The organism is Candidatus Zixiibacteriota bacterium (assembly GCA_035574315.1).
GTDB lineage: Bacteria > Desulfobacterota > Binatia > UBA9968 > UBA9968 > DATLYW01.
This window is the reverse complement of the sequence record DATLYW010000042.1, coordinates 35,461-61,682: the sequence shown is the minus strand read 5'-3', so window position 1 is coordinate 61,682 and position 26,222 is coordinate 35,461. Positions and strand designations below refer to the sequence as shown.

28 protein-coding genes and 1 pseudogene are annotated in these 26,222 nt (G+C 65.1%); 8 read left to right on the top strand and 21 right to left on the bottom strand.

What is annotated here, in order from left to right:
* Positions 1 to 317 (bottom strand): FIST N-terminal domain-containing protein (locus tag VNN77_14820; GenBank protein HXG52666.1); only part of this gene is annotated, 317 nt, incomplete at its 3' end.
* A 221-nt stretch (positions 318 to 538) separates the two neighbouring features.
* Between VNN77_14820 and gloB the strand changes: the two genes are divergently transcribed.
* The 3 genes from gloB (at position 539) to VNN77_14805 (ending at position 2,973) form a co-directional block, all read left to right on the top strand.
* On the top strand, positions 539 to 1,306 hold the full coding sequence (gloB, locus tag VNN77_14815) for a hydroxyacylglutathione hydrolase (GenBank protein ID HXG52665.1): 768 nt from the start codon (positions 539 to 541) through the stop codon (positions 1,304 to 1,306).
* 87 nt (positions 1,307 to 1,393) lie between these two features.
* Entirely contained in the window at positions 1,394 to 1,864 is a 471-nt protein-coding gene (locus tag VNN77_14810) for a DoxX family protein (GenBank protein ID HXG52664.1), read from the top strand.
* Positions 1,861 to 2,973 carry an aldo/keto reductase gene (locus VNN77_14805; protein ID HXG52663.1) on the top strand — a complete coding sequence of 371 codons (1,113 nt, stop codon included), beginning with the start codon at positions 1,861 to 1,863 and terminating at the stop codon, positions 2,971 to 2,973. Before VNN77_14810 ends, VNN77_14805 begins: the two co-directional genes overlap by 4 nt.
* Positions 2,974 to 3,360: 387 nt before the next feature.
* Here VNN77_14805 and VNN77_14800 read toward each other — a convergent pair whose 3' ends face one another.
* From VNN77_14800 to VNN77_14765, 8 genes are read right to left on the bottom strand one after another with little or no spacing between them, the layout of a single operon-like run.
* Entirely contained in the window at positions 3,361 to 4,305 is a 945-nt protein-coding gene (locus VNN77_14800) for an aldo/keto reductase (protein HXG52662.1), read from the bottom strand.
* Positions 4,306 to 4,362: 57 nt separating this feature from the next.
* A complete protein-coding gene (locus tag VNN77_14795) occupies positions 4,363 to 4,818 on the bottom strand; it encodes a PaaI family thioesterase (GenBank protein ID HXG52661.1) in 456 nt (151 codons plus the stop codon).
* Between the two features lie 20 nt (positions 4,819 to 4,838).
* Positions 4,839 to 5,234 carry a peptide-methionine (R)-S-oxide reductase MsrB gene (msrB, locus tag VNN77_14790; GenBank protein ID HXG52660.1) on the bottom strand — a complete coding sequence of 132 codons (396 nt, stop codon included), beginning with the start codon at positions 5,232 to 5,234 and terminating at the stop codon, positions 4,839 to 4,841.
* 37 nt (positions 5,235 to 5,271) lie between these two features.
* On the bottom strand, positions 5,272 to 5,763 hold the full coding sequence (locus tag VNN77_14785; protein HXG52659.1) for a YajQ family cyclic di-GMP-binding protein: 492 nt from the start codon (positions 5,761 to 5,763) through the stop codon (positions 5,272 to 5,274).
* A 24-nt stretch (positions 5,764 to 5,787) separates the two neighbouring features.
* Positions 5,788 to 6,291: a CBS domain-containing protein gene (locus tag VNN77_14780; protein HXG52658.1), complete on the bottom strand. Its 504-nt coding sequence runs from the start codon at positions 6,289 to 6,291 to the stop codon at positions 5,788 to 5,790.
* Positions 6,288 to 7,193 (bottom strand): TraB/GumN family protein, encoded by a 906-nt coding sequence (locus VNN77_14775; GenBank protein ID HXG52657.1) that lies wholly within the window; start codon positions 7,191 to 7,193, stop codon positions 6,288 to 6,290. The genes VNN77_14780 and VNN77_14775 overlap by 4 nt, the downstream gene beginning before the upstream one ends.
* A 46-nt stretch (positions 7,194 to 7,239) precedes the next feature.
* A complete protein-coding gene (locus VNN77_14770; GenBank protein ID HXG52656.1) occupies positions 7,240 to 7,563 on the bottom strand; it encodes a Rieske 2Fe-2S domain-containing protein in 324 nt (107 codons plus the stop codon).
* A 3-nt stretch (positions 7,564 to 7,566) separates the two neighbouring features.
* Entirely contained in the window at positions 7,567 to 9,264 is a 1,698-nt protein-coding gene (locus VNN77_14765) for an amidohydrolase family protein (protein ID HXG52655.1), read from the bottom strand.
* A 299-nt stretch (positions 9,265 to 9,563) separates the two neighbouring features.
* Between VNN77_14765 and VNN77_14760 the strand changes: the two genes are divergently transcribed.
* Positions 9,564 to 10,181, top strand: a complete 618-nt coding sequence (locus VNN77_14760; GenBank protein HXG52654.1) for an ABC transporter substrate-binding protein — start codon at positions 9,564 to 9,566, stop codon at positions 10,179 to 10,181.
* 79 nt (positions 10,182 to 10,260) lie between these two features.
* Here the strand turns inward: VNN77_14760 and VNN77_14755 are convergent, their stop codons facing one another.
* Positions 10,261 to 11,283 (bottom strand): class I fructose-bisphosphate aldolase, encoded by a 1,023-nt coding sequence (locus VNN77_14755; GenBank protein ID HXG52653.1) that lies wholly within the window; start codon positions 11,281 to 11,283, stop codon positions 10,261 to 10,263.
* 114 nt (positions 11,284 to 11,397) lie between these two features.
* Here VNN77_14755 and VNN77_14750 point away from each other — a divergent pair, with 114 nt between their 5' ends.
* On the top strand, positions 11,398 to 11,736 hold the full coding sequence (locus VNN77_14750; GenBank protein ID HXG52652.1) for a phage holin family protein: 339 nt from the start codon (positions 11,398 to 11,400) through the stop codon (positions 11,734 to 11,736).
* On the opposite strand, the gene VNN77_14745 is transcribed toward VNN77_14750, so the two are convergent.
* The gene (locus VNN77_14745; protein HXG52651.1) at positions 11,733 to 12,617 is read right to left on the bottom strand and encodes an ABC transporter substrate-binding protein; all 885 of its coding nucleotides are present in this window, start codon (positions 12,615 to 12,617) and stop codon (positions 11,733 to 11,735) included. The genes VNN77_14750 and VNN77_14745 overlap by 4 nt on opposite strands.
* A 113-nt stretch (positions 12,618 to 12,730) precedes the next feature.
* Positions 12,731 to 12,910, bottom strand: a pseudogene (locus VNN77_14740) (glutaredoxin family protein).
* Between the two features lie 207 nt (positions 12,911 to 13,117).
* On the opposite strand from VNN77_14740, the gene VNN77_14735 reads away from it, so the two are divergent.
* The 3 genes from VNN77_14735 to VNN77_14725 all read left to right on the top strand — a co-directional run bounded on the left by VNN77_14735 (position 13,118) and on the right by VNN77_14725 (position 16,313).
* On the top strand, positions 13,118 to 14,887 hold the full coding sequence (locus VNN77_14735; GenBank protein ID HXG52650.1) for a M20/M25/M40 family metallo-hydrolase: 1,770 nt from the start codon (positions 13,118 to 13,120) through the stop codon (positions 14,885 to 14,887).
* Between the two features lie 98 nt (positions 14,888 to 14,985).
* Positions 14,986 to 15,591: a glutathione S-transferase family protein gene (locus tag VNN77_14730; GenBank protein HXG52649.1), complete on the top strand. Its 606-nt coding sequence runs from the start codon at positions 14,986 to 14,988 to the stop codon at positions 15,589 to 15,591.
* Positions 15,592 to 15,599: 8 nt separating this feature from the next.
* Positions 15,600 to 16,313, top strand: coding sequence for a CDP-diacylglycerol O-phosphatidyltransferase (locus VNN77_14725; GenBank protein HXG52648.1), 714 nt, complete (start codon positions 15,600 to 15,602; stop codon positions 16,311 to 16,313).
* 116 nt (positions 16,314 to 16,429) lie between these two features.
* Here the strand turns inward: VNN77_14725 and VNN77_14720 are convergent, their stop codons facing one another.
* The 9 genes from VNN77_14720 to VNN77_14680 form a co-directional block, all read right to left on the bottom strand.
* Positions 16,430 to 16,762: a c-type cytochrome gene (locus tag VNN77_14720; protein HXG52647.1), complete on the bottom strand. Its 333-nt coding sequence runs from the start codon at positions 16,760 to 16,762 to the stop codon at positions 16,430 to 16,432.
* An 81-nt stretch (positions 16,763 to 16,843) separates the two neighbouring features.
* On the bottom strand, positions 16,844 to 18,586 hold the full coding sequence (locus VNN77_14715) for a NapC/NirT family cytochrome c (GenBank protein HXG52646.1): 1,743 nt from the start codon (positions 18,584 to 18,586) through the stop codon (positions 16,844 to 16,846).
* 20 nt (positions 18,587 to 18,606) lie between these two features.
* Positions 18,607 to 20,535 (bottom strand): cytochrome b/b6 domain-containing protein, encoded by a 1,929-nt coding sequence (locus VNN77_14710; GenBank protein HXG52645.1) that lies wholly within the window; start codon positions 20,533 to 20,535, stop codon positions 18,607 to 18,609.
* 86 nt (positions 20,536 to 20,621) lie between these two features.
* Positions 20,622 to 21,704: a cytochrome bc complex cytochrome b subunit gene (locus VNN77_14705; protein ID HXG52644.1), complete on the bottom strand. Its 1,083-nt coding sequence runs from the start codon at positions 21,702 to 21,704 to the stop codon at positions 20,622 to 20,624.
* 2 nt (positions 21,705 to 21,706) lie between these two features.
* A complete protein-coding gene (locus tag VNN77_14700) occupies positions 21,707 to 22,168 on the bottom strand; it encodes a ubiquinol-cytochrome c reductase iron-sulfur subunit (GenBank protein HXG52643.1) in 462 nt (153 codons plus the stop codon).
* Between the two features lie 26 nt (positions 22,169 to 22,194).
* Complete coding sequence (locus tag VNN77_14695) at positions 22,195 to 23,460, bottom strand: cytochrome c3 family protein (GenBank protein HXG52642.1); 1,266 nt, start codon at positions 23,458 to 23,460, stop codon at positions 22,195 to 22,197.
* Entirely contained in the window at positions 23,457 to 24,656 is a 1,200-nt protein-coding gene (locus tag VNN77_14690) for a c-type cytochrome (GenBank protein HXG52641.1), read from the bottom strand. The genes VNN77_14695 and VNN77_14690 overlap by 4 nt, the downstream gene beginning before the upstream one ends.
* A 132-nt stretch (positions 24,657 to 24,788) precedes the next feature.
* Positions 24,789 to 25,970 carry a c-type cytochrome gene (locus VNN77_14685; protein ID HXG52640.1) on the bottom strand — a complete coding sequence of 394 codons (1,182 nt, stop codon included), beginning with the start codon at positions 25,968 to 25,970 and terminating at the stop codon, positions 24,789 to 24,791.
* Entirely contained in the window at positions 25,960 to 26,217 is a 258-nt protein-coding gene (locus tag VNN77_14680) for a hypothetical protein (protein HXG52639.1), read from the bottom strand. Before VNN77_14680 ends, VNN77_14685 begins: the two co-directional genes overlap by 11 nt.
* Positions 26,218 to 26,222: the final 5 nt, after the last annotated feature.

Genomic DNA, 26,222 nt, shown 5'->3' with positions numbered 1-26,222 from the left:
GAGAGGCGGCGCGGCCCCGCCGTGCCGCGCATTTGCCTGCCGATGTCGGCGCCCACCGAATCGTCGCGGCCGCGCAGGGGATGGAAGAGAAAGACCTTTCCGTGGATTTCGTCCGAGCGAAGCGCGAGAACCGCCAGGCCGGGCTCTCCCTCGATCTCCCCGCCCGCCGTCAAGACGCCGGCGGCGCTCGAGCCGATGATCCGGTCGGTGCCCGAGAATCGCTTGAGAGTCCCGACCAGTCGCTCCTTGTCCGCGAGGTGATCGACGGTGAAAAAGGCCACGACCAGATCGGCCCGGTCCACCTGAGCGCGGGCCATGGCCTCGCCGCACGCCTGCTCGGCGGCCTGCAAGGTATTGCGACTCGAAGAGCTCCCCGCTCCGGCGCGAATCACGGCGCCAAATATAGGCGAGGCGGTGGCATTCCGGCAAGAGTCGGCCCGAGGGCTCCCGACGGGGGAACCCGCGGGAATTTTTGTTGAAGAACGAGGCGAAATTTATTAACTTCAACCTGAATGCACGGCCAGGCGAGCCCACTTCGATGAAGATCGTACAGATTCCTCTCCTGCGGGACAACTACGGTTATCTGATCATCTGCCCGAAGACCAACCAGGCCGCCGTCGTCGATCCATCGGAAGCGGAGCCGGTGCTCGAGCGCGCGGAGCGGGAGCAGACCCGGCTGGTGGCGATCCTCAACACCCACCACCATCGCGATCATACCGGCGGCAACGAAGGGCTCCTGAACGGGAACGGCCTGGAGGTTTACGCCCACGAAAGCGACCGCGGGCGCATACCCGGCCTCACCCGCGGCCTTCGGGAAGGCGACTCCGTCAGGATCGGTGAGCTGGAAGGCAAGGTCCTCTTCATACCCGGCCACACCACGGGCCACGTGGCTTACCTGTTCGGCGGCGCGTTGTTCTGCGGTGATACGCTTTTCGTCGCAGGCTGCGGCCGTCTCTTCGAAGGCACGCCGGAGCAGATGCAGGCGTCGCTCAGCAAGCTGGCAGCCCTGCCGGACGACACGAAGGTCTATTGCGGCCACGAGTATACGGAAACCAATCTGCGGTTCGCGCTCACGCTGGAACCCAGGAACTACAAGCTCGCCGCCAAGTACGAGCGCGTCCAGGGACTGCGCTCGCGCGGCGCCCCGACGGTTCCTTCGACCATCGGTGAAGAGAAGGAGACCAACCCGTTCCTGCGGTGGGACAGCAAAGAGCTCAAAGAGACCCTCAGGCGCGATCATCCCGGGCTCGCCATGAATCCGGTCTCGGTGTTCGCGCAGGTCCGCAAGCTCAAGGACCAGTTCTAGACGGTCGGCGCGTCGCCGCAGGACCGGCCGGGCTCACCGCGGATCGGGGGTTCGTCGCTCGCGGCGTAAGGGGAGGGGTGCGGCGGGATGAATCTGAGAGAAAAAACCTACCTCTGGCATGTGGCGCTGCTGCGCCTCTACATCGGTTACTACTTTTTCTACCAGGGAATCCGCAAATTCCAGCGGGATTTTCCCCACGGCGACTGGATCGGACGGCAGATCGGAGATATCCCCGCTCTGGATCTCTATCCCTGGTACAAGTCCTTCCTGCTCCAGTACGTCGTCCCGCACCGTGAGCTCTTCGGGTATCTCGTGATGGGAGGCGAGATCCTCGTCGGCGCCTGTCTTTTTCTCGGAGTCCTGACGCGGTTGACCGCGCTCTCCGGGCTTTTCCTGCTGGCGAACTACGTGCTCGGGCCGGGGATGGCGCGGGGGGGCGTGACCCTGGCCCAGCAACAGACGTTCATTGTCGCGCTCGTGGTGATCTTTCTTTCGAACGCGGGCCGGACGCTCGGAATCGACGGGCTTCTCTCCCGCGGTTCCAGGGGGCCGCGATGAGCCTGTCCGGTTGCGCCACCCGCGCGGGCACCGAAAACTACCGCCGCCGGTTCGCCGGCGCGATCCCCGACGGTCACTTCCGCCTTTCGCAGGATCTGTGGCTTTCGTCGATCGGCATCGGCACTTATCTCGGCAACCCGGACGACGCCACCGATCGGAAGTACCGGGCCGCGCTGATCGCCGCCGTCGAGCTCGGCTGCAACGTCATCGACACCGCGGCGAACTACCGGTGCCAGCGCAGCGAACGGAGCGTCGGGGAAGCGCTGAAGGAGCTGTCGGCCAGAGGATACCGGCGCGAGGAGATCGTGATCGCGACCAAGGGCGGATTCATTCCCTACGACGGGGCGCCGCCGGAGGATCCGCGCCTCTATTTCGAGGAAGCGTTCGTCAAGACCGGCATCGCCTCGCTCGCCGACGTCGTCGGCAGCTGTCATTGCATGACCCCGAAGTACCTCCGCCACCAGCTCGAATGCAGTCTGCGCAACCTCGCCCTCGACTGCATCGACGTTTACTACCTCCACAATCCCGAAATTCAGCTCGGACGGGTTTCTCCGGACGAGTTCAGGGCCCGGTTGACGCGCGCCTTCGAGACGCTCGAAGAGGCGGCGGCCGCCGGCAAGATCCGCCACTACGGAACGGCCACGTGGAACGGCTATCGCAATCCCCCTTCGGCGAAGGATTATCTCTCGTTGAGCGAGGTTGTCGAGCTGGCGGCGAAAGCGGGCGGGCGGGAGCACCGCTTCAAGTTCATCCAGCTTCCCGTGAATCTGGGAATGACCGAGGCCCTGTCGCTCGCCAACCAGAACGTGGGCGGCGCGGCGATGACGCTGCTCGAGGCGGCGGAACGTCTGGGGATCACGGTCATGGCCAGCGCGTCGATCCTTCAGGGCCAGCTCGCGCGCAACCTGCCGGGGCTGATCGCAGAGACCTTTGAGGGACTGGAATCCGACGCGCAGCGCTCGCTGCAGTTCGTGCGCTCCACCCCCGGCGTGACCACCGCGCTGGTCGGCATGAAGCAGGTCGCGCACGTCGAGGAAAATCTGAGGACCGCACGTGTCGCCCCGGCGTCCTGGGAGCAATACTCGAAACTGTTCCAGGCGGCGAGCTGAAACCCGTTTTCCGTCCGGCGTCCAACGTTCCACGCCTCGCGTTCGCTCCGATCCCGACTTCCGTTCTTTTTCACGCCCGACTTTTGCGCCGGGTTTCCGCAGCGGACCGCGACAGAGCGAGGGCACCACCCCGACCAGGAAGATGCAAGAACGCGAAATTTCAAGGCCGCTGTGCTTCGAGGCGCTCAAGGTCGTCGCCGGGCGGCGGCTTTGATCGAAGTATCCCGACCGATACTTGCCCCGGAAGTGCCGACCCGTCGTCTTCGCTGCGGTGGGGTTGTCCTTCGTTCCGCATCAGTCCCGACCGCGGGAATCCCGCATGAACGGCCGCCCGCCGCCGGTTATTCAGTTTTCGGTTTCCCGCAGAAGGGTTTTCGGCTCCGGGAATCAATTACCCGTCAACCAGTCGATGTCGCCGAACATTTCTTCGAGCCGGCGGAGGACTCCGTCCGGCAAGGGTGGCTTGAGCAGGGCCTCGATGTTGTCGCGGAGATGATCGGGGTTTCCCGTCCCCGTGAGCACGACGTCGATGCCCGGCTCGTGCCTGCAAAAACGGTAGGCCGCCTCCGGCAGCGTGGACGCGCCGCTCTCGCGGAGCACGAATCCAAGCGGCTCGGCGGCCTCCAGCGCCGCCGCCGCTGCAGCGTTCCTCCGCAGCAGCTCCTCCCGCAGAGCGCGCAAGCGCTCGGGCCGGCTGAGCGCCCGGCGCACCGCGAACATCCCCAGCACTCCGGTCTTGTTTTTCCGGGCCAGCGGGAGAACCGTCTTTCGCGCCGAGGGATTCAAGAGGTTGAAGCCGACCATGACGACGTCCCACGGATCGTCGGGAAGGCTTTCGCGAAGCATCGCATGCGAAGGATCGGGCACGAACGCCTCCGTCACGCCGATGAAACGGATCTTTCCTTCGTCCCGAAGCCGGCTCATCACCGGCAGAAGTCTTTCCCTGGCGAAAGGGTAGTCGCGCGGCTCGAGGCCGTGCAGATGATAGACGTCGACGTAGTCCGTCCGAAGATCCCTCAGGCTCCGCTCCAGCCCCCTGCGGAGCTCCGCTCCGGGATCCGGGTGGTCCCGGGCCGGGACCGTTTTCTTCGTCGATATCACGAGCCGCTCGCGCGGCAGGCCGGCGATCGCTTTTCCCACTACCGGCTCCGTCCCGTAGGATTGCGCGGTATCGAGAAAGTTGACGCCGAGATCGATCGCCAGTCGGACCAGCGCCACCGCGGCCGCCTCGGACTCGCGGCTGTCGCGCAGACCGAGCCGGCTCGGGCCGCCGCAGCCGAGCCCCGCGACGCTCACGCACAACCCGGTCCGTCCGAGCGTGGTGTATTCCATCGCGACCCGATTGGTTCTGGAGCGTCGATCATTGCCATGGTCCGACCGCCCGAACCTTTACTCCCACGTCACCCGCACTCCGAGGACCTGCCCCGTCGCACGCAGCGTGCCTCCCGCCGACAGCGTGCAGCTCACCCAGACCTTTCGCCCTTCCCATCGCTCGATGCGGGCGCGAAGCTCCACCGGCCGGTCCACCGGCGCGGGCCTGAGATACGAAACGCTCATGCTCGCCGTGACGTAGCCGATGCGGGGCGCGCTCCCGATCGGCCGGCCTTCCGCACGGTACGCCGCCGCAATGGCGAGATTCAAGCTGTGGCAATCGATCAGCGACGCGACGATCCCGCCGTAAAGCACGTCCCTGGAGCCGCCGCAATGATGCGGCTGGGGCTGCCACGTGGCGACCGCTTCGTCGCCGTCCCAATAGCTCTTGACGTGCAGACCTTTCGGATTGTCGGCCCCGCAGCCGTAGCAGTGACGCACCGAGCCCTGGTCTTGAAAAGCCGTTCCGTCCACGCCGTGCGTTCCCCCTTCCGCTACTCGCGGGTCTCGAGCTTCAGAGCGGCCGAGTTGATGCAGTAGCGAAGCCGCGTCGGCGCCGGCCCATCGGGAAACACGTGTCCTAGGTGCGCGTCGCACCGGCTGCACAGAACCTCGATCCGGCGCATGAACAGGCTGTTGTCCTCTTCCGTTTTGACGTTCTCTTCGGCGACGGGGGCCCAGAAGCTCGGCCACCCGGTGCCCGAATCGAACTTCGTCTCCGAGCTGAAAAGCTCGTTGCCGCAGCAGATGCAGCGGTAAATCCCCTTTGCGTGGCAGTTCCAGTAAGCGCCGGTAAAGGCCCTCTCCGTCCCTTTCCTGCGGGTGACCTCGAACTGCTCGGGCGTCAATTGCTTGCGCCACTCCTCCTCGGATTTCCGTATCTTCTCCATGCTCGCCTCTCTTGCGCCGCGGCGCACGACGCTCCCGCTAGCGCTGCAGATTGACGAATTGCAGGGGTACCGGCAGACCGGCGCCCCGCAAAAGCCGGATGATCGCCTGGAGATCGTCGATGTTCTTGCCGCTCACGCGCACCTGGTTTCCCTGAATCGCCGCCTGCACCTTGAGCTTTTGTTCCTTGATCATCTTGACGATCGCCCGGGCGGTCTCGTCGTCGATGCCTTCCCTGATGTCGATTTCTTGCTGGATCATCCCGCCCCCGGCCGCGCGAGCCGGCTTCGGATCCAGGCATCGGCGGTCGACCTTGCGCCGGACCAGATTTTCCACCAGGGTCTCCCGGACCGCCCTCAACTTCATGTCGTCCTCGGTAGCGATCCGGATTTTCTTTTCTTTCTTGTCGAGGAGGACCTCGGTCCTGGACTGGCGGAAGTCGTAGCGTGCGAGAATCGCCTTACGGGTGATGTTCACGGCGTTGTCGACCTCCTGGAGATCGACGCGACTCACGATGTCGAACGAAGCCATGGTTCCGGGTTGCGAGCCGCGGCGTCATCGGTGGGGCTCGCGCTTTGAGGACTTGCGTGGCGCAGCCCGCTGCCGGCTGCGATCCCGGACCGACCCGCCGCTCAGGACGAAATCGAGGATATCGCTGCGGGTGATGATTCCCACGAGCTTTCCGGCCTTGACCACCGGGAGCGAGCCGATGCGGTGGCGCCGCAGCAGCTCGACCGCGGTCAGCAGCGGCGTCTCCGGCTGGACGGTGAGAATGTTGTGGGTCATGACCTCCTCGACCGTGTACCTTTCCGCGAACCGATCGATCTCCCGCGCCCGCCCGATGAGCATGCTGGTCGGGTAGGCGTCCCGGATATCCCGGTCGGTGACGATGCCGACCAGCCGGTCATTGTCGAGCACCGGCAGCTGGTTGATGCGGTGCTTCGCCATCAGCTGGCGCGCGGTGTTGAGGCTGTCGAAAACCTCGACCGCGAGCACCTGCTCGCTCATCCAGTCCGCCACCCGAATGGTCTTGCGGGATTTCCAGCCGTCGTCCGTCACTTTTGCTCCACCCGGTAGCCCCGAGCCCTCAACAGCTCCAGCACGCCGGCCTCGCCGACGAGATGAGCCGCCCCGACGACGACGAGAGCATCGTCTCCCTCCGCCAGCAGCCGCTCGATCTGCGGTACCCACCGCCGGTTGCGGTCCTCGATGAGCTTACGATGCACCTCGGGGTACTGCCGCATGCTCGCCAGCATGAGGTCCGCCAGCGCCGCGGCGTCTCCGGTACGCCACGATTGTACGATCCGCTCCACGCTTTTGTCGAGCAGGTCCATTTCCCTCAGCGTCTGCAGCAGCATCTGCTCCTGTTCGCGCGCGGAAAACCCGTCGAACAGGGCAATCTGGAACTCGGCCGTCTCCAGCCCCGCAAGCGGTTTGTTCGCTTCCTTCGCCCGCCGCGCCAGGTAGCGGTCGACGCCCAGGCTCGGGTCGTAACCGAGCTTCTTGAGCTTCAAGCTGGCAAGGGTCAAAGCCACCACCCACGGTTTGAACGGCTCCAGCGTTTCCACATCGACGCCCAGCTCCTTCGCCCGGCTACGCGCCAGCTCGTAGGTTTCCGGGGCGACGCTCTGCCGGAGAGTCTTGCCGTTCCGGAAGAGCCCCTTTTCCAGCGTGAGCTGCTGGATCCTCTCGGGAGCCGCGCCGTCGAGTTCGATCTCCAGCACGACCTTCTTCGCGCGCGCGAAGCTTTCCTCGATCGTCTGCTGCAGCGGGTAGTCTTCCCCCCTGAGGAAATGGATCGAGCCCAGCAGGAAAACGCGGCTGCGGTCCGAGCGCACCTCCCAGAGAAAACTCTTCCCGGAGCTCGCGGGGGCCTGGGCCCCGGCGAGCGCCGGCAACAGGAAGAGAAGACAGAGAAGCCGGGCCGCCGCCGGGAGCCGGACGATCCGGTTTGTCCTCATCCCGAAGCACCCGCGCCGCATGCCGGCTCCGCCAACGAGCCTCCCGCTACCATTCCAGGCGAATGCAGACCTCCTCCCCGCGCTCCTCGACGGCCAGCACCGTCAGCGGCGGACCGCCCTGCGGCACCAGGCAGTCTCCGGAGTTGAGGTCGAAGCAGTAGCCGTGATTGTTGCATCTGAGCTTCTCGCCTTCCAGCAGCTCTCCTCCGTTTTTCAGATCCGCACCTTCGTGCGGGCATTCCCTGGCGAACGCGAAGTAGCGGCTGGCGGTGCGCGCGATCACGACGGCCCGGCCTCCGAGATCCACCTCCTTCATCGCGCCGACGGCCAGCTCGCCGGCGCGGGCCACCGGAACGTAGGCGACCCCCATGGCTCAGGCGGCCGCCCTTTGCTCGCGGTAGAGCGCTCCCCGGAGCACGTGCCCCGGAAGCTCCCCGGTCATCCGTCCTTCTTCGTGGATGACCCTGCCGTTGACGATCGTGTAGTGGACACCCCGCGAGCGTTGAATGAGACGTTTCGAATTCGCGGGATAGTCGTTCGCCCACTCGGGCTCGTCCGCACCGACCGTTTCGGGATCGAAGATCGCGAGATCGGCCGCGTATCCCGGCCGCAGCAGCCCTCTCCTGCCGAGCCCGAAAATCGAGGCTACGTGGAACGTCAGCTTGTAGACCGCCTGCTCCAGGCTCATGATCTGCCGCTCGCGCACCCAGAGGCCGAGCAGGGTGGTACCGTACCCGAAATCCGCGCCGAACTGCACGTGGGCGCCCGCATCCGAGGTTCCTACCAGGACGTAGGGGCTGCGCAAGATCTCGCCCATCGCACGGGGGTCGCCGCCGTTGTTCGCGTTCCAGAACACGGTGGAAAGATCCTCTTCCAGCGAGAGATCGAGGAACGCGTCGAGAGGGTCCTGCCCGCGCATCGCCGCCACCTCGGCGATGGTTCTTCCGTTGTAGCCGCGGTTTTCGGGCCGGGCGGTCTTCTCGACCCGGAGAATGTCCCAGCGACGGTGGAAATTCGTCGGGCGCGGATCGGCGAGATCGGCCCGCAGCTTCGCGCGGGTCTCCGGATCACGCAGCGCCTGCTTGCGGACCTCCACGGGGAGGAACATCAGGCTTTTCCAGGTCGGAAACTCGTCGAAGACCTGACAGTTCTTCAGGTCGAAATGGCGCACCAGCGGAACCGTGTGCGACAGGCCGTAGGCCTGGTAGCCGTCGCGAAAGATCCCTTCCACCGCGTCGAGCTGCTCGCGCCAGAGGTTCGGCTCGGCCCAGCGGTGCTGCAGGCTTTGCCACAGAATCGGTCTCTGCGTCCGGCGCGCGAGCTGATGGTAGAACTGGAAATGCTCGATTTTGTTCCGCCCCAGGATCGTCTCGATCACGCCGGCGTTGTGCTCGGCCAGCACGTCGCAGAGCGCGAACAGCTCCTCGTCGTCCGCCAGCCGGCTGGCCACGGGCTTGCCATCCTCGCGCATGTGCCGTTCGTTACGGTTCGTGGAGATCCCGAGCGCGCCGCCCTGCATCGCCTCGAGCACCGCCGCCCGCATCCGCTGAACTTCTTTCGGCGTCGCGGCGCGCTCCACCGCCTCTTCGCCCATGACGTCGTGCCGGAGGGCGATATGGCCCACCAGCCCGCCGACGTTGATCCCGACCTTGCCTTCGAAATTGTCGAGATAGTCGCCGTAGCTGCGCCACGCCCACTTCACTCCCTGCTCCAGCGCGAACCGCGGGATCGCCTCCACGCGCACGAAGCTCTTGACCAGCGCGTCCTCACCCCCCGCGCTCACCGGGGCCAGCGTGAGGCCGCAGTTTCCCATGATGACGGTGGTGATCCCATGCTGCGGCTCGCAGGTCCCGTAGGGGTCCCATAGCATCTGGGCGTCGAGATGCGTGTGATGATCGATGAAGCCCGGCGCTACCGCGAGACCTTCAGCGTCGATGGTCCTGGCCGCGGCGCCCGTCAGACGCCCGATCTCGACGATCTTCCCGTCCCTGACACCGAGATCGGCCACGAAGGAAGGCAGTCCTGAACCGTCGACGATCCGGCCGCGCCGCACGAGCAGGTCGTATTCCATGGGGAGCTCCTCCTTCCCGGATATGCTCCGGTTGACAATACGCAAAGGCGTGGATCAAGTCAAAGCCATTTCGCCGCCGCCCTGAGGCCGTCCGGATTGTCCGTGTTCGGCCTACTTCGGCCGGAGTGTCGGCGAATTCCTACAGGCCGACTTTCTGGACGTTTCCGCACGGCCGTAAAAGCCTTCGGCTTCCGCGCGCTTCATGAATGTCGCCGTCGGTGGCATGAGCGTTGCGTCGTCCGGCCGTGACCGCGCTGCTCTGGCGGCGCGGACCTTCGAAGGGAGGAAGAAAGAGCGTTATGACACCGAACAGATCGATTCTCCGGCTTTTAATGATCGCCGTAATCCTCGTGCGGCCGGCTTCCGCAACGGCTGGCAGCGCCGCGGATCGGCTCAGGCAATCGATCGACAAGATTCTCGCCGTCCTCGCGGACCCGTCGCTCAAAGGGGAAGCGCAAAACCAGCGCCGGCGGGAAAAGCTGCGGCAGATCGTTTACGAGCGGTTCGACTTCACCGAGATGGCCAAGCGCTCGCTCGGACCTCAGTGGCAGAAGCGAACCCCCGACGAGCAGAAAGAATTCGTCAGGCTCTTCAGCGACCTCCTCGAGAGCGCTTACCTGGACCGGATCGAATCCTACAGCGGCGAGAAGGTCCGGTTCGTCTCCGAGCGGCAGGAGAGCGGATTCGCCGAGGTGAAGACCAGGATCGTCAATCCCAAGGGCGAGGAGCTATCCCTCGACTACCGGTTGCATGAAGTAGGCGGTGACTGGAAGGTCTCCGACGTCGTGATCGAAAACATCAGCCTCGTGAACAACTACCGCTCGCAGTTCAGCCGCGTGCTGGCCAGATCGTCCTACGAGGGCTTGATCCAGGCGATGCGGCAGAAGAAACTGAGCGCGCCGGGAACGAGCACCTGAAGCGGACCCGAGCCGGTTCGGCTGTCCTTCCTCCCGGGGGAAGGACAGCCGCTTTATTGACGGCGCAGGTGCCCGGCCCTCACGCCGCTTGAGCTTCCATCTGCTTGGAATACGTCCCGCTTCGCGCCGCGCTGTTGCACTTGGCGCGGTGGTAGAAAATCCTCTGTGCCGCGGGAACGTTGGCCGGCTCGCCCTTCCACGCTTTCAGCGCCGGGTCCTGCAAGGCGCGGGCGTAAGAAAAGCTTACCTGCCAGGGGTGCGGGCCCATGGCGTTCATGGCGTTGAGATGCTCGGTTGCGCGCTCGGCGCTCTGGCCGCCGGAGAGGAAAGCGACGCCGGGGACGGCCGCGGGCACCGTTCGCCTGAGGCACCGAATCGTTCGCTCCGCCACCTCTTCCACTCCGGCCTGCTTCGGGCAATCCTTGCCCGAAACCACCATGCTCGGCTTGAGAATCATCCCTTCGAGAACCACCCGCTGCTCGAACAGCTCGGCGAAAGTCGCTTTCAGTGTCGCTTCCGTCACCTCCTGGCATCGCTCCACCGTGTGCGAGCCGTCGAGGAGCACCTCGGGCTCGACGATCGGCACGAGCCCGCCTTCCTGGCACAGCGCCGCGTAGCGACCGAGCGCGTGGGCGTTGGCCTGCAGACAGGCGGCCGTGGGTATGCCGTCGCCGATGCTGATCACGGCGCGCCACTTCGCGAATTTCGCCCCCAGCTCGCGGTATTCCTTGATCCGGGCGCGAAGACCGTCCAGCCCTTCGGTGACGACCTCTCCCGGGAAGCCCGGCAGGTCGACGGTTCCCTTGTCGACCTTGATCCCGGGAATGACGCCCTTGCGCGCGAGCAGCTGGGGAAACGGCGTGCCGTCGCTCGCCGACTGGCGCAGCGTCTCGTCGAAGAGGATCACTCCGCTGATCGCCTCCTCGATGCCCTTCGTGGTAAAAAGCATCTCCCGATACGCGCGGCGGGTGTTCTCGTTGGACTCGATCTTGATGCTGTCGAACCGTCTCTTGATCGTGCCCAGGCTCTCGTCGGCGGCGAGGATGCCCTTGCCGGCGGCGACCAGGGCCTGAGCGATGGACTCGAGTTCTCCCCTGGACATGGCTTCGTACCTCCTTTCCTTCGACCCCGGTCATTTTACACCGGTCGAGACCGCTCGCAAGCGGGCGGGCTTGCCGGAGTCGACCGCGTCGTGGTATCGGTCGCGTGGGTTGCGATGTCCGCCCTAATCCTTCACTGGCTGATCAGCGCGGCGAGCCTGATGATCGTCGCCTACCTCTTTCCCGGCATCCGGTTGAGCGGCTGGGCCGCGGCGTTGATCGCCCCGATCGTGATCGGCCTGGTCAATGCGACCCTCGGGCTGGCGCTCAAGATACTCACGCTTCCGCTCAGTCTCCTCACGTTCGGGATATTCCTGCTGGTGATCAACGCCTTGATGCTGCAGCTCGCCGCGGCGCTCGTGCCGGGTTTCTCGGTCGCGGGTTTCTGGTCGGCGTTTTTCGGCTCGATCGTGCTCAGCCTGGTCGGCTTGCTGCTGCGTTCGCTGCTCGGCTAGACAGGCGCAAGCCCGGTCGCTTCCGACCAGTAGCTCGAGTCGTAAAAGCGCTGCGGCGGGTCGTAGGGCGGCTTGTAGACTCCCATTTCCTTTCTGAGCTCCAGCACCGCCGCGAGCCCCTCCGGATCGATCCGCGCCTTGGGCACCACCTTGCCATAGGCCTGCTCGGCGCTCGCGCGGCCGAGCTTTTCTTTTTCCATGATCAGCTCGATTGTCTCCTCGCGGTTTTCCGGAGCGAGCAGCCAGTCCGTCGCCGACGCCCACGCGCGGATGAACCGCACGACGAGGGAACGGTGCTCCAGGAGCCAGCGCCGCAGCGCCCATCCGCAGGTCAGCGGCCACCGCGGAACGTAATCTTCCGCCGAAGCGAGCAGCACCGCTCCCGCCCGCAGAGCGGCTTCCGAATGAGGCGGCGTCAGCATGGCCGCGGCGACACGCCCGCGGGAAAAAGCCTCGAAACGTTTCGGCGAGCTGCCGATGATCTCCACCCGGTACTCGCTTTCCGCCACGCCGTGAACCGAAAGAATCTTCTTGCGGATCAGGTCGAGGTTGGAGTCTCCGGGGTCGCCCGCGAGCAGCTTGCCCCGCAGCTGCTCGATGGAGCGAATCTCGGGCTGAGCCACGAGATAAGCGCTCAGCCCTTTCTCGGCCTGCATGAAGAGCAGGTAGTCGACTCCGTCCGTGGTCGTGCGCGCGATCATCGTGTCGGCGCTGCTCAGCGTGAAATCCCAGCGCCCTTCCGCCATTCCGCGGTTGTGGTCGGGCGCATAAGTAGCCTCATGAAAGGCCACCTGTAGATTTTCGCGCGCGAAAAATCCTTTGTATTCGGCAACCAGATGGGCCGGCCGGCGATGATAACCGGTCGTGTTCAGCAGCTCCATGGTGCTTTCTCCTCGTTCCGTCCGGCGTCCCGGGTTCGAGGTCCAGGGTTGTGACGACAGACCCCGGACGCTGGACCCGGGACATCGGGATGCCGGACATCGGATTCCATGCGCTACAGTCCCAGGAGCTCCTCGATCTTCGCTTGATCGAATCCGACCACCGCTTGGCCGTCGATTAGAGTCACGGGTGTGCTTCGATAGCCCATCGCCAGCAACTCCTTCAAGGCCTCCGGGTCGGCCCGGACGTTCTTATCGATGAATTCCACGCCCTTTTGAGAAAGAAACTCCTTCTCTTTGTGGCACGGGCCTCAACCCGGCTGTGTGTAGACGATCACGCTCTTAGCCATGCGCTTACCTCCTGAACGAGTTGCTGCCGATCATACTAGCATGGACGCAAACCCGGCTTCAAAAGAGCGGGGGCATCTGTTACGTTGAGCCGCATGCCGAATCGAACGGGTCCTTTTCTGCGGCGGCCGGCGGTTTCCGCTCTCGCAGCGGCTATGATCCTCGTTGCCGCGTTTTCCGGCCGGGCGCCCGGTGCGGCACGACCCGCTCCCGCCGAGGTTCTCGAGGCGCACGTCCGCTATCTGGCGTCCGACCGACTTGCCGGCCGCGCGGTGGGAACCCCCGGTATCGAGCTGGCGCGCGACTACATCGCGGCGAGCTTCGCCCGTTTCGGGCTCCTCCCCGGCGGCGATCACGGGACTTACTTCCAGAGGTTCGAGGTCGGCGCCGGAGTCGCGGTCAAAGAACCGGCCTTCCTGCGAATCGGCGAGGCGAGCCTTCGGCTCGACGACGACTGGTTTCCGCTGCCGTTTTCCGCTTCGGGCCACGTCAACGGCGAGCTGGTTTTCGCGGGATACGGCATCACTGCAAAAGAGTACGGCTACGATGACTACGAGGGCCTGGACGCAAGAGGCAAGATCGCCATCGTCCTGCGCTACGAGCCCGCGGGACACCCGTTCCCCGGCTCGCCGCGCTACTCCCCGCACGCGGCTCTGCGCGCCAAGGTCGCCAACGCGCGCGAGCACGGGGCGACCGGGGTGATCCTGGTCGACTTGAGCCGTTCCGCCGACGCCCTGGAGGGATTCCCGGTTCCCGGAATGCCGGGGCGGGGGGCCTCCGGGACCGTGGCGGTCCAGGTCAGGGCCGCCGCGATCGAACCCTGGCTTCGGCGGCGGGGGATCTCGCTCCGGGCCCTGAAGGAGCGGATCGACCGCGAAGGGAAACCGGCCTCGCTTTCCCTCGGCCTGACCGCTTCCATTGCGGCGGCACTGCAAGAAATTCGCGCTCCGGCCGAAAACGTGATCGGCATCCTGCCCGGCGCCAGCGACCGGATGAAGGACGAGGCGATCGTGATCGGAGCCCATTACGACCACATCGGCACCGGTCGCTACGGCACGCGAGATGCCGGCGCCCGGGGACAAATCCACCATGGCGCCGACGACAACGCCTCGGGAACGGCGGTTCTCCTGGAGGCGGCGCGACGTTTGGCCGGGACGGCGCCGCGACTTCCGCGGACGATCGTTTTCGTGGCTTTTTCCGGGGAGGAGCTGGGCCTTCACGGGTCGCGGCGCTACGCGGAGAACCCTCCGATGCCTCTGTCCTCGACGGTCGCGATGATCAACCTCGACATGGTCGGCCGCCTGCGCGACGGCCGCCTCACCGCGTACGGAGCCCGCTCGTCGGCGCAGCTGCGCGATGCGGTGTGGAAGGTTGCCCGCCGGTTGGGGCTGGATCTCAACGAGCGCGACGGCGTCGGCCGAAGCGACCATCTATGGTTCTACAACGGCCACGTCCCCGTGGTCCACTTCACGACCGGAGTTCATGCCGACTATCACCGGCCGGGCGATACCTGGGACAAGCTCGATTTCGCCGGCATGGAGCGCCTAACGGGCCTCGTGGTCTCGACCGCCTCGACGCTGGCGGTCCGGCCCGAGCGGCCGGTTTTCGCGAGCTTGCCGGCGGCGCGCCCGGGGTCCGGCAACGCACCGGCGTCCCGGACCGACGTCTATCTGGGCGGCGTCCCGGCCTACGGAGACGACGCCCCGGGCGTCAGGCTCGCGGCCGTCTCTCCCGGGAGCCCGGCCGCCGCCGCCGGTCTGCGCGCCGGGGACGTGATCGTGCGGTTTGCCGGAGCGAAAATAGAGTCCGTCGAGGACCTGGCGGCGCAACTCGCAGGGCGGAGCGCCGGCGACGAGGTCGAGATCGTAGTGCTCCGCGGGAACCGGCCCCTGGCCCTGAAAGCGGTCCTGCGCGAGCGCACGTGATCCCGGGAGCTCTCGCAGCCGGCGAAAATTACCGAGAACTGTTAGCGGCGGCGCATCGCTTGTGTTAAGATGTGGCCAATTTTGCGGAGGCCGCCATCATGATCAAACTTTACACCTTTCCCCTCTCAAGCAACTCGCGCAAGGTGCGGATCGCGCTGATCGAGAAGGGCCTGGAGTTCGAGCGCATCAACATCGATCTGACGAAGCGCGAGCAGAAGAGCCCGGAATATTTGAAGATCCACCCCTTCGGCCAGGTTCCCGCCCTGGACGACGAAGGCTTCATTGTCTACGACTCGACGATCATCAACGAATATCTCGAGGACGAATACCCCTATCCGCCCCTGTTGCCGAAGGACTCGGAAGGGAGAGCCCGGGCCCGAATGTTCGAAGATCTGAGGGACAGCTATTTCAATCCCTACTGCGTCCAGCTCATTCGCGAGATACGCAAGCCGGAAGCCGAGCGCGACGCCCGGGTGATCGAGCAGGCGAAAGCCGATATCGCAAAGTGTTTCGAGCGGATCGAAGCCCAGCTCCAGGGCCGCGAATATCTGGTAGGCGCTTTCAGCCTGGCGGACATAGCGTTCATGCCCAACATCGACGCGCTGGAGCGGCTCCAGATTCAGGTCGATCCTAAAAACACCAATACCCTCGCATGGATAGCGCGCTTGAAAGCGCGTCCCAGCTTCGCCGCCTCCGTTACCTGAACCCCTGAATGGGCCGCGTTGCTCTCGCCTGGCTGGTGCACCTCTACACCGCCTCGGGCGCCGTCATCGCTCTGCTCTCCATCCTCTACCTCGAGCAGCTCAAGTTTCAGGCGGTTCTCTGGCTGATGTTCCTGGCGCTTGCGATCGACGCCACCGACGGCGTGCTGGCTCGGGGCGCCCGGGTAAAGGAGCTGATTCCGTGGTTCGACGGCGCCCGTCTGGACGACATCGTCGACTATCTGAATTACGTGCTCGTGCCGGCGCTTTTCATGCTCAAGGCGGAGCTGCTCCCGCCGCGCGACGCCCTCTGGCTGGCTGCGGTCCCGCTCGTCGCCAGCGGATACGGGTTTGCCCACAAGGAAGCGAAAACGGCCGACCACTTCTTTCTCGGTTTCCCCTCGTACTGGAACATCGTGGCCTTTTATCAGTTCGTGCTGGCAACGCCCACATGGGTCAACGGCTTCGCCGTGCTCGGGTTCGCGCTGCTGGTGTTCGTCCCCATCCGCTATGTCTACCCCAGCCGGACCCCCTGCTATTCCTTCCTAACCAATGCGTTCGGCACCCTCTGGGTCCTTTCAGCCGTCTCGATCGTCTATCTGCTCCCGAGACCGCCCCGACCTTTGGTGCTGGCCTCGCTGTCGTTTCCGGTCTACTACGTAGCGCTTTCGCTGTGGCTGGAGTTACAGCGCAGACGCGGCTTTCATCCCGGAACCGGCCGCTAGGAAGCCCGAAAATCGCCGATCGCGGGAGCGGGTTCGAAACAAAAAGAGCGGGAAACAGCGCGGACCGGGCGGCAATTGCTCGAACGGAAGCAACCGCCCGGCCCGCGCAAAAAAGCCTACTTTGCGAGCGAGCGGACGTGGCTTAGGACCTCTTTGACATCTTTTTCGCTCAGCCCCTTGGTCGCGGGCATCTTGCCGGAGCCCTCGATGATGATCTTCGTCAGCTCCTTGTCGGACTTTTGCTTGGTCTCCTTGGTCGTGATGTTGAGCCCTTTCTCCCCCAGGACCTTGGCCATGGCCGGGTTGCCTTTGCCGTCTTTGCCATGACAGCTGGCGCAGGATTTCTCGAACAGGGCCTTGCCCCCGCCGGCGTCGGCCGCCAGCGCCGGCACGGCCCAGCCGACGGCGATTCCCATTCCGAGCGCGATTGCCATTGCTTTCGTTTTCATCCTCGATTCTCCTTTCCGCGGTTTCTGCCTCGCATCTTCCCTTGGTTTGACGATTTCCGAGCTCGTTTCCTTCACTCTACGTCAACCGTTTTTCCCTGGAGCGGGCAAAGCGCCGGCCGGCTTTGCCGGAGCCACCTTGGCCGTCGCGCGAAAGGCGTGGCAGGTCTGGCAGGTCAGGGGATCGTGATGTGCCGACTTGTCCTGGTGGCAGCCGAGACACGTGCTCCGCTCCGCCGCGGCCAGCCTGGCGCCGTGACAGGTCTCGCAAGGCACCGCGCCATGGGCGGGTCGCTGGTGCAGCTCGGCCCTGGCTTCGTGGCACGAAGCGCAGTCGCCCTCCAGTCCGCGTCCCCGGAAGTGACACTGGTTGCACCTCAGCTCGGCGTGCTTTCCCGCGAGCGGCCAGGGATGCTCGAACTTTTCGGCCATCTCGACTTCGGGCGAGGCGACCGCGCGCGCTTCCTGGCCGATGATCGTGTGGCACAGAGAGCACTCGTTGCGGATCACCTTTCCCTCGGGGCTCACGTGCTTGCCATCGTGACACCGAAAACAGCCCGGAAACAGCGTGTGCCCGATGTTGTCCGGGTGGGTCCGCCAGTCGACCTTCATTTCGGGAAAAATGTTCGTCAGATAGATCTTTTGCACCTCCGCGATCGCCTTTTTGATCGATTCGCGCTTCGCCGGGTAGAGCTTCGGATAACTCGTGAGATAAAAGCGGTCCAGCGCCGTCGCGATCCCTTCCCGGGCTTTTTCCTTGCTCGGGTAAGCCGCGCTCAAAGCGCGCACGGCTTCTCGCTTGATGAAGGGGAGCTCCCCGTCGATCAAGCCTGTCAGCAGCGCCAGATCCACCGCGCCGTCCGGGTCGCGGAAGATATGGCTCGGACGGTTGTGGCAGTCCATGCAGTCCATCCTGCGGATCTCGAGCTTTTTGGCTTGCTCCGGCGTGAGCGGCGCCGTGCGGTCGAAATACTCGGTCACTCTGCCCTGAGTGTCCTTGATCCGTACCCAGGGGATCCTTTGCCGCTGCCGGTCCGCGGCGCCGTAGAAGACCTCGTTGGCAATGTTCATGTGCCAGTGGATTCCCGCCGTGATACCGGTCGTCGGGCTGCCGCCGCCGGTCCGCAGCAAGGTGCGGATCTGCCGCGCGCTGTTCTTTTCGTCGTGCGCGAACCGGGTGATGACCTTCAGTTGCGCGCCGAAAAACTTCTCCGGCCAGTGGCACTGCTCGCAGGTCTCCTGAGCGGGGCGGAGGCTGTGGACGGGCGTGGGGATGGGTCTCGGGTATTTTTCGAACAGCACCGAGTAGATCTGGTAGGCACCGGCGAGCTTGGAGCGGACGTACCAGCCGGCCCCCGGTCCGACGTGGCACTCCGCACAGGTCACGCGGGCATGGGGCGAGGCCTGATAGGCGGTGTACTCCGGCTCCATGACCGAGTGGCAAAGCTCGCCGCAGAAGACGACCGAGTCGGTGAAGTGATAGGCCTGATAGGCCAACGTGGAGATGAACCCCATCAGGAACAGCCCTGAAACGACGATGAAGAACAGCGCGCCGCGGGTCCGGGCGTCGTTGAGATTGATCACAGGATAAGGCGGCAGCCCCTCCCCGCGGGCGCGGCGCCGGCGCTGCAGCGCGGCGCCGACCGGGATCATCACCATTCCGAGCAACAGAAGCGCTGGATAGATCATGTAAATGAACACGCCGATATAGGGGTTGGACCTTCCGGTGATCACCTCGATCACGAACAGGATGGCGATGGAGGCGGCGCTCAGAAGAACCACGCCCGCGCCCGACAGGCTGAGCGGATGGCGCAGCAGGTCACGCATCGGATACTCCTCGCTCGAAGTCAGCGCCCGTCACTTTCCCCTCCATCACCCGTCGGCTCGCCCGCGCCTTCCGCCCGTTCCTTCAGGCGCGCGGCCGGAGAGCGCCCGTGCCACCAAGCGCCGTCCATCGGGTAGACGTCCGGATCGAAAATCACCCAATAAAGATGCCAGACGACGATCGCGAGCGTGGCCAGAACGGCTTCGTAGAAATGCACCGCCGTCGCGATGTCCGCGGCGACTTTCGGCAGGTAGCGCAAGGTCACGTTTTCGAACCAGAGGAGCAAGCCGGTGATCGTCATCACCCCCATGCCCCACAGGAACGCCCAGTACTCGATCTTCTCCGCGTAGCTGAACTCGCCCATTCGCGGCTTCTGCGGCGCCACACCGAGGTTGTAGCGCACCACGAGCCACGCGTCGCGGAGATCCTTCCAGCGAAGCTTCTGCTTTTCGAACCTCGCCCGGCGTGCGGGGCTGACGGCCAGCTCGACCAGATGCCAGGCGAGCGCCGCCACGAGAACCGTCGCCGCCGCACGGTGCAGATAACGGCGCAAGCCGAGCGCTGTTTCCCAGTGCACCAGCGGCGCCGCCCACCAGGCTTCCGGATAGGTCAACGCAAAGCCCGTGTAGGCGAGCAGCGGGAAGCTCACCATGATCAGGCCGTGCTGCCAGCGCAGCGATCGGGACATGCGCTCGGGAACGACGCCCGGCGGCTCGAAGGGCGCCTCCTCGCGCCGCCGCGCCTTTCGGACCAGGTCGAGCGCGTTGTGCAGCGCCATCAGGCCGATGGTCACTCCGATCACCCAGAGATAGATCAGGCGGATCCAGTAAAGGACCGGCGGCCCTCCTGACTGCGGCAGGACGTGGACGGGACCGAGCGCGAAACGCTGGCCGGCTCCTGGATGGCACTTGCCGCAGGTCCGCGCCAGGTTGGCGGAATGAACGTGCGACCGCGGATCCGAAGACGGCCGGATGTCGTGCACTCCGTGGCAGCTCGCGCAGTTCGCCGCGGTGAGCTGGCCCGCGCGCAGCGCCAGCCCGTGAAAGCTGTCCTGGAACGCGGGGACCTTGTCCGGCGGCAGGCCGAAGCGCTCGCTCATGCGCGCGTCTCCATGGCAGCGCCCGCACGTATGCCCGGGAATGTTCGCCGTGAAAACCGGAGAATCGGGCTCCGCCGGGCCGAGGATGCGGTGCTCCCCGTGGCAGTCCGTGCACACCGGGGCGCCGCGCACGCCGCGCGCCGCCGCCTCGCCGTGCACGCTCTCGCGATACAGCGCAACGACCGAGCCGTGGCACTTGCCGCAGGTCTCGGGGATCTTGGCGTGCGAAATCGGCGACGCCGCGTCGCTCGCCGGCAGAATACCGTGCGAGCCGTGGCAGTCCGAGCAGACGGCGCCGGCTTTCCCGCGCGCGACGGCGCGGGCATGCACGCTCTGGAGGTAAGCCTCGACGGGGCGCACCACCGGGATGCGGAACTTCTCCGCCAGGGCGGTGTCGGCGTGGCAGCGTGCACAGGTCCTGGCGATGTTCTGCCGGTTCGTGGGCGCGGCCGGATCGGCCGCGCGCGCCAGGCGATGGACGTTTCCATGGCACGCGAAGCACGACGCCGCCTCCGGCAGCCGGTCCTTCAGCTTCGCGTGGACGCCGGCCGCGTGCGCGCCCGCTTGCGGGGCATGGCAGGTCGAGCAGGGTGCGGTCCCGGCCTTCGGCGGATGCGGGAACTGCGCCATCGCGGCGTGACAGGCCGCGCAGCCGAGCGGGCCGTGCGGAGTGGCGGCGAACGCTTCCGCGTCGACGTGCAGCGAAACCGTTTTTCCCCCGCGCTCTTTTTCCAGCCCGGGCACTCCATGACACGATTCGCACGGCGCCGCCGAAGGAGCCGCGCCGGCAAGCGTGGCCACGAGCCACCCGCAGGCCGGGAGCAGGGCGAGTATTCGCGGTGCGCGTGCCATTGGAATCGAATCGCTGTCAACCGGGGCCGTTCATGCGTCGAGCTCGGGCCTCGACCTTCGCCTCGTGCTCCAAACGCGGCAGAAGGTCATTTCGTCGGACTCATGGTGTAGCCCAGAAAAGTGAGAACCACCATGTAGACGAGGAGCGTGATCCCGAAAACGGCAGGAAAGCGGCTCGGCCGCTCGCCGGCGCGAGTGTCCAGGAAAGGCAATGCGATCAACAGCAGGCCGACGACTCCGAACCCGAGCACGCCCAGCAGCTCCCCTTCGATTCCGAGAATATGGCCCGGCAGGAGCTTCAGCGTTTGAAACATCGCCATGAAGTACCATTCGGGCTTGATCCCCGCCGGAGCGGGCTGGAACGGGTCCGCTTTCTTGCCCAGCTCCGCCGGAAAGTAGGCCGCCAGGGCCGCGAGCACCGCGAGCGCTGACAGCCATCCCACCAGATCGCGCAGGAGAAAATTCGGGAAAAAGGGCATTGAGCGCTTCGGCCCCTCGCGCTCGACTCCCGGGGGAGAGCTCATCCCGTGCTTCTGGACCATGAAAAGATGGACGGCGAGAACCACGGTCGTGAGCGCCGGCAGGACGGCGACGTGGATCCCGTAGAAGCGGGTGAGCGTGGCGCCGGTCACGTCGTCGCCCCCGCGCAGCAGCCGACGCAGGAAAGGGCCGACGAGGGGAAGCACCCCGGGAATTTCCGTTCCGACGCGGGTGGCGAAGAAAGCCAGCTCGTTCCACGGCAGCAGATACCCGGTGAAGCCAAACGCCAGCGTCAGACCCAGGAGCCCGCTCCCCGACAGCCAGGTGATCTCCCGCGGCGCGCGGTACGCTCGCAGCAGCAACGTGCTGAAGAGATGGATGAACATGGAGAAGACCATCAGGTTGGCCGACCACGCGTGGATCGAGCGCACGAGCCAGCCGAACTCTACCTCCGTCATCAGGAACTGGATGGACTCGAACGCCTCGTTCGCGCTCGGACGGTAGTAGAGCAGCAGCAGGATGCCGGTGACGACCTGGATCGCGAACAGAAAGAGCGTCATTCCCCCGAAGTAATACCACACGGTGTGGCGGTGCACCGGCACCTCTTTTTTCTTCGCGAGCCTCGCCAGATCCTCGAGCCCGATCCGCTCGTCGAGCCACCGCCAGAGCCTTTCGCGCGCGCGCTCCACCGTCAGCTCCTCTTGCTCACCACGATCTGATCGCCCTTGGCGTTCACCGCGTACTCCTCGAGCGGCTTCGGAGGAGGACCTTCGATGTTTTTTCCGTTCAGATCGAAGTGCCCGTTGTGGCACGCGCACCAGATATGGCTGATGTCCGAACGGTACTGGACGATGCACGCCAGGTGGGTGCATACCGCCGAGAACGCCTTCAGCTCGCCCGCCGGCGTCTTCACCAGGATCGCCGGCTGGCTGCCGAAGCGAAAAATCTGACCGCTGTTGGGTTTCAGCTCCTGGGGCTTGATCGAGAGCGTCACCGTGTGAGCCGTCGACTCCTCGACCTTGGGGGGAACGAGATAGCGGCTCACGGGATAGAGGACCGACGCCGCGAACGCTCCGGCGGCTGTTCCGAGAAACCAGTTGAGAAAGTCTCTCCGTGCTCGATTTTCACCGGGGGACAAAACGTCGTTGGCCATCGCGTTATTCCGTCCTGAGCCGCTGGCTACCGCCCTCGCTCCATGCGGCGAATTTTTACCACCAGCCCGCCGATCAACGCCAGGATGATCGCGACCGACACGGCCAGCCCCCGCCGGCGGAACCGGATCTCCTCGAGCGCGCTCGTCCCCCGCGCCTGGGCTTTACGGGCGATCTCCAGCCCGGGCTGGATTTCCTTTTTTACGCTTTCGAGGTCGAAGCCGTGCACGGACGCGCGCGCTTTGACGAGCGCGGTTTTCGCTCCGTTCAGCTCGAAGAAAGCCTGGCTCACCTCCATTCCGGCATGCTCGGCCTTGGACAGCGTGGCACGGGCCTGGTCGTACAGCCTGGCGAGCTGTTCGATAGCGTCGCGCATGGCGGCTGCGGCCCGGCCCCCGGTATCGTCGGCGGAATGGCATCCCGCGCACACGGCTCCCTCGCCGACGCCGAGCATCGCGTCTCCGGTCGCGGCGATCTCGTGGTTGCTGTGGCAGCTTGCGCATCCCGGAATTCCCATCTGCACGAAGATCTTGCCGTGCCGACTCTTGTTGAACAGCTCGGCGTTGATCGGATGGCACTGGCCGCAAACGTTGCCCACCCACGAAATTCCCGGCGGCGCGGCGCCGTGATTGCCGTGGCAGTCGTTGCAGGTGGGCGCCGAGAGGTCGCCTTTGACGCTCAACAGATTCCAGTGAATGCTGCGCTTGTACTTTTCGACCTGGTCCGTGGCGATCTTGTACGGAGCCATCCGCTTGGCGTCGGCGTGGCACGCGCCGCACGTGTCGGCGACGTTCAGCGGATAGACCGAGGAGCGCGGGTCGGTGGGGGGGCGGATCGAATGCGGCGTGTGACAGCTGGCGCAGGTCGCGACGTTGGCATCCTTCTGCTCCCGGAGCCGTCGGCCGTGGACCGAGGTGAAATACTCCGCGACCTGATCGACCCGCATCGCGGGATTGTACCGGCGCATGAACTGCGGGTCCGAATGACACCGGCCGCACACCTCGATGACCTGTGCCGGGGACGGCTTGCCGATGTAGCCCTTGGCGCGATCCATCGCCTCCATTCCCGCGGCGGTGCCGTCCCCGCCGTGGCAGGAGACGCAGCCAAAGCCTTTCCTCGAATGGATATCCTGGCTGTATGTCTGGGCCGGCCGCCCGAGCGGGGTATCGCCTAACGCCTGATGGCAGGTCACGCAGCTTTCGGCTTGTGGCTGCGCACGGAGCCCTGCGGGCGCGAGCAAAAGAAAAAAGAGGAGCAGACAGACACGGACAACCGGGCGGCCGATCGCGCTCATCGCCGGCCGCTCCCCACGGATGCGAGAAAAGCAACGATCTGCGCCATTTCGTCGCCTTTCAAGATCGGCCAGGCCAGCTGCTGCTCGCGGGTCTTCTGCGCCATGGCTGCGCCGTGGTTCCACATGGCCGAAACCACGTTGGCTGGTTGCTCCAGGCCTCGAATCCTGGCGAAATCAGGAGCCGTGCGAGCGCCTTTTCCTCGAACGGAGTGGCAGAGCAAGCACCCTTTCGCGCTGATGACCTCTTCGCCGCGGCGCGGGTCGCCACGCCCTGCGAAGTAATCCACGGAGTACAAGAAACCCACGATGTCCGCCAGCTCGTTGGCCTGAAGCGCCGGAACCGCCACGCTCCGTCTTTTCATCTCGCGCTCCATGACAGGGCCCTTGTTCCACATGGCCGCCGCGAAATCAAACAAGCTTGCATATCGGTTTTGGCCTGCGAGCGGCGGCCCGACCGGCCCCCCGGTGCCTTTGATTCCGTGGCAATCCACACACCCGCGAGCGGCAAATAATCTCTCGCCCTCGGCCGCCGTGCCCGGGAGCACGCGGATCGGCTGGTCGCCGCGCGCACGCGAGACCGATTTGATGTAGGCGGCCAGATCCCGCAGTTCCCGGCCGGTGAAAACGGGCCTCGTGATTCCACGCGACCGCATCGCTTCGGCCATGGCCGGCCCGTGGTTCCACATCGTGGCAGCGAAAAAAATCGGCCCGAACTGGACCACCGAATCGAGACTCGGTCCGAACACGCCGCCGACCCGCTCGATTTGGTGACAGACCACGCATCGCTTTTCGGCGAAAACCCTTTTCCCGACCCCGGGATCTCCGGCCGGATCAAAGTAATCGACCGCGGCGAGAAACGCGATCAAATCGCCTGCCTCACGCGGGCTCAACTGGGGCGGGGTCCTGCCCTTTTTGCGCAATTGGGCCGACATTTCGGGGATGTGGTTCCACATGGCGGTGGCAAGATCGTAGAAACTCCGCGCTCCCGGGACGCGGCCCAAATCAGGGGCCGATTTGCCGCCGACCCCGTTCACGGCATGACAGCCCGAGCACCCTTTGGCCCCGAATACGCGGGAGCCGGCAAGCGGATCCTGGGGGAAAACCGCCGGCGGACGGAACAACCCCGCTGGAGACGAAAACAGCGGGATCACGACCCCGAAGACGACGATCATGAGTTTCTTTGCGGCGCGTTTCATCGTCCGTCCCCTCGACCGACCCACGTCACAGCACTTGACCGGCAGCCAGGCGCGACCGCGTACGGTCCCGGTTCGCAGTCTCGTGCGGCTCTGCAAGACCGAGCCGTCCTGATCCGCCTGCGGGCTTGCAATTCACGGGGTGGCCCGAAGAGAGAGCAAGTAGGCAATCAGATCCGCCATCTCGCGTCCTCTAAAGACCGGCCATTCGACGGCTTCCTCCAGCATCTTCCGCTCCATGGTGCTCGCATGATTCCACATTTCCGTAACCACCGCCAGGGGAGTGGCGAGCGTCTCGGCCTTCGCGAGATCCACGGCGGCTCGCGCTCGTTTCCGGTCCGCCGACCCGTGGCAATTGGCGCATTTTTTTTCCTGGAAAACCACGCGACCCCTGGCCGCCGTGCCGGGCGCATCGACGAACTGAACGAAGTACAGATAGCTGACGAGATCGGACATCTCGTCGGCTGTGAGCGACGGCACTTGGATTCCGCGCTCGGCCATCTTTTTCCACATCCCCGGGCCGTGGTTCCACATCGCGCCGGCGATTCGCATCAGGCTCCCCTTGAGCCTCCCTCTCAGATTCGGCCCGATCCGCCCCCCCTGGCCGTCGACGGAATGGCACTGGATACATCGCTTCTCCGAAAAGAGCTTTTCGCCCCGCTGCGGGCTTCCCGGTTGCAGATAGACGCGTTCCACGCTGCCGCCGACGCTTCGTATATAGGCGAAAAGATCGACGATATCGTTCTTTTCGAAAGTCGGGCGCGGGATTCCCAATGCCTGCATGATCCCCGCCATTGCTTTCCCGTGGTTCCAGAGCCCGACCGTCAGGTAAATCGGAGACGCGTACCGCGCATAACCGTCGAGCCTGGGGCCATACCGCCCGCCCTTGCCGCCCAGCGAATGGCAGGTTCGGCAGGATTTCTCTCGGAAAACACGCTCGCCTGCGGCCGCATCTCCGGGAGGATCCAGGGAGCCGATGTAATACAGAAAGGACAGCAGGCTCGCCATCTCCGGCGGTTTGAAAAGCGGTCGCGCCGCGCGCCGTTCCGCCAGCAGATGAGCCATCCCCGGCGAATGATTCCACATCACCCCGGCTATATCCAGGAGCGAACGCTTCAGGATTCCCTGGCCCAAATCCGGTCCGCCAACCCCCCCGACTCCGTTGATCGCGTGGCAGCGCAGGCACCCCTTCTCGGCAAAGAGCCGGCTTCCCTCCAGCGGGTTGCCCGGCAGGACCGGCGAAGCGACTTCGGCATGGAGGGGCTTGGCAAAAGCGCCCGCCAGCGCCAGGGCGATCAAGGCCGCCTTAACGTTCACGACGATCCCCGCGAAGCGCGACGCCCCAGAAGACGTAAAAAACCACGCCCATAAAAACCAGGAAAATGGGTATCGCGACGATCGATATCCCGATCGAAGCCGACGGAACGTCCCCCAGGGTCCAGGCCGTGAGGATCAAATGAACGATCCACAGGATGATCCCGCCGACCAGGACAAAAGCGCCTCCCAACCACACCCATTGCAGCGCCTTCACGAGCCTGTCCGACACCTCGGGTCCATGATCCATGCGAT

Excerpts from the sequence above, each read along its gene's own strand:
- gloB (HXG52665.1), top strand. The coding sequence starts at position 539 with ATGAAGATCGTACAGATTCCTCTCCTGCGGGACAACTACGGTTATCTG.
- VNN77_14810 (HXG52664.1), top strand. The coding sequence starts at position 1,394 with ATGAATCTGAGAGAAAAAACCTACCTCTGGCATGTGGCGCTGCTGCGC.
- VNN77_14805 (HXG52663.1), top strand. The coding sequence starts at position 1,861 with ATGAGCCTGTCCGGTTGCGCCACCCGCGCGGGCACCGAAAACTACCGC.
- VNN77_14800 (HXG52662.1), bottom strand. The coding sequence starts at position 4,305 with ATGGAATACACCACGCTCGGACGGACCGGGTTGTGCGTGAGCGTCGCG.
- msrB (HXG52660.1), bottom strand. The coding sequence starts at position 5,234 with ATGGAGAAGATACGGAAATCCGAGGAGGAGTGGCGCAAGCAATTGACG.
- VNN77_14785 (HXG52659.1), bottom strand. The coding sequence starts at position 5,763 with ATGGCTTCGTTCGACATCGTGAGTCGCGTCGATCTCCAGGAGGTCGAC.
- VNN77_14775 (HXG52657.1), bottom strand. The coding sequence starts at position 7,193 with ATGAGGACAAACCGGATCGTCCGGCTCCCGGCGGCGGCCCGGCTTCTC.
- VNN77_14770 (HXG52656.1), bottom strand. The coding sequence starts at position 7,563 with ATGGGGGTCGCCTACGTTCCGGTGGCCCGCGCCGGCGAGCTGGCCGTC.
- VNN77_14765 (HXG52655.1), bottom strand. The coding sequence starts at position 9,264 with ATGGAATACGACCTGCTCGTGCGGCGCGGCCGGATCGTCGACGGTTCA.
- VNN77_14760 (HXG52654.1), top strand. The coding sequence starts at position 9,564 with ATGACACCGAACAGATCGATTCTCCGGCTTTTAATGATCGCCGTAATC.
- VNN77_14755 (HXG52653.1), bottom strand. The coding sequence starts at position 11,283 with ATGTCCAGGGGAGAACTCGAGTCCATCGCTCAGGCCCTGGTCGCCGCC.
- VNN77_14750 (HXG52652.1), top strand. The coding sequence starts at position 11,398 with ATGTCCGCCCTAATCCTTCACTGGCTGATCAGCGCGGCGAGCCTGATG.
- VNN77_14745 (HXG52651.1), bottom strand. The coding sequence starts at position 12,617 with ATGGAGCTGCTGAACACGACCGGTTATCATCGCCGGCCGGCCCATCTG.
- VNN77_14735 (HXG52650.1), top strand. The coding sequence starts at position 13,118 with ATGATCCTCGTTGCCGCGTTTTCCGGCCGGGCGCCCGGTGCGGCACGA.
- VNN77_14730 (HXG52649.1), top strand. The coding sequence starts at position 14,986 with ATGATCAAACTTTACACCTTTCCCCTCTCAAGCAACTCGCGCAAGGTG.
- VNN77_14725 (HXG52648.1), top strand. The coding sequence starts at position 15,600 with ATGGGCCGCGTTGCTCTCGCCTGGCTGGTGCACCTCTACACCGCCTCG.
- VNN77_14720 (HXG52647.1), bottom strand. The coding sequence starts at position 16,762 with ATGAAAACGAAAGCAATGGCAATCGCGCTCGGAATGGGAATCGCCGTC.
- VNN77_14715 (HXG52646.1), bottom strand. The coding sequence starts at position 18,586 with ATGCGTGACCTGCTGCGCCATCCGCTCAGCCTGTCGGGCGCGGGCGTG.
- VNN77_14710 (HXG52645.1), bottom strand. The coding sequence starts at position 20,535 with ATGGCACGCGCACCGCGAATACTCGCCCTGCTCCCGGCCTGCGGGTGG.
- VNN77_14700 (HXG52643.1), bottom strand. The coding sequence starts at position 22,168 with ATGGCCAACGACGTTTTGTCCCCCGGTGAAAATCGAGCACGGAGAGAC.
- VNN77_14695 (HXG52642.1), bottom strand. The coding sequence starts at position 23,460 with ATGAGCGCGATCGGCCGCCCGGTTGTCCGTGTCTGTCTGCTCCTCTTT.
- VNN77_14690 (HXG52641.1), bottom strand. The coding sequence starts at position 24,656 with ATGAAACGCGCCGCAAAGAAACTCATGATCGTCGTCTTCGGGGTCGTG.
- VNN77_14680 (HXG52639.1), bottom strand. The coding sequence starts at position 26,217 with ATGGATCATGGACCCGAGGTGTCGGACAGGCTCGTGAAGGCGCTGCAA.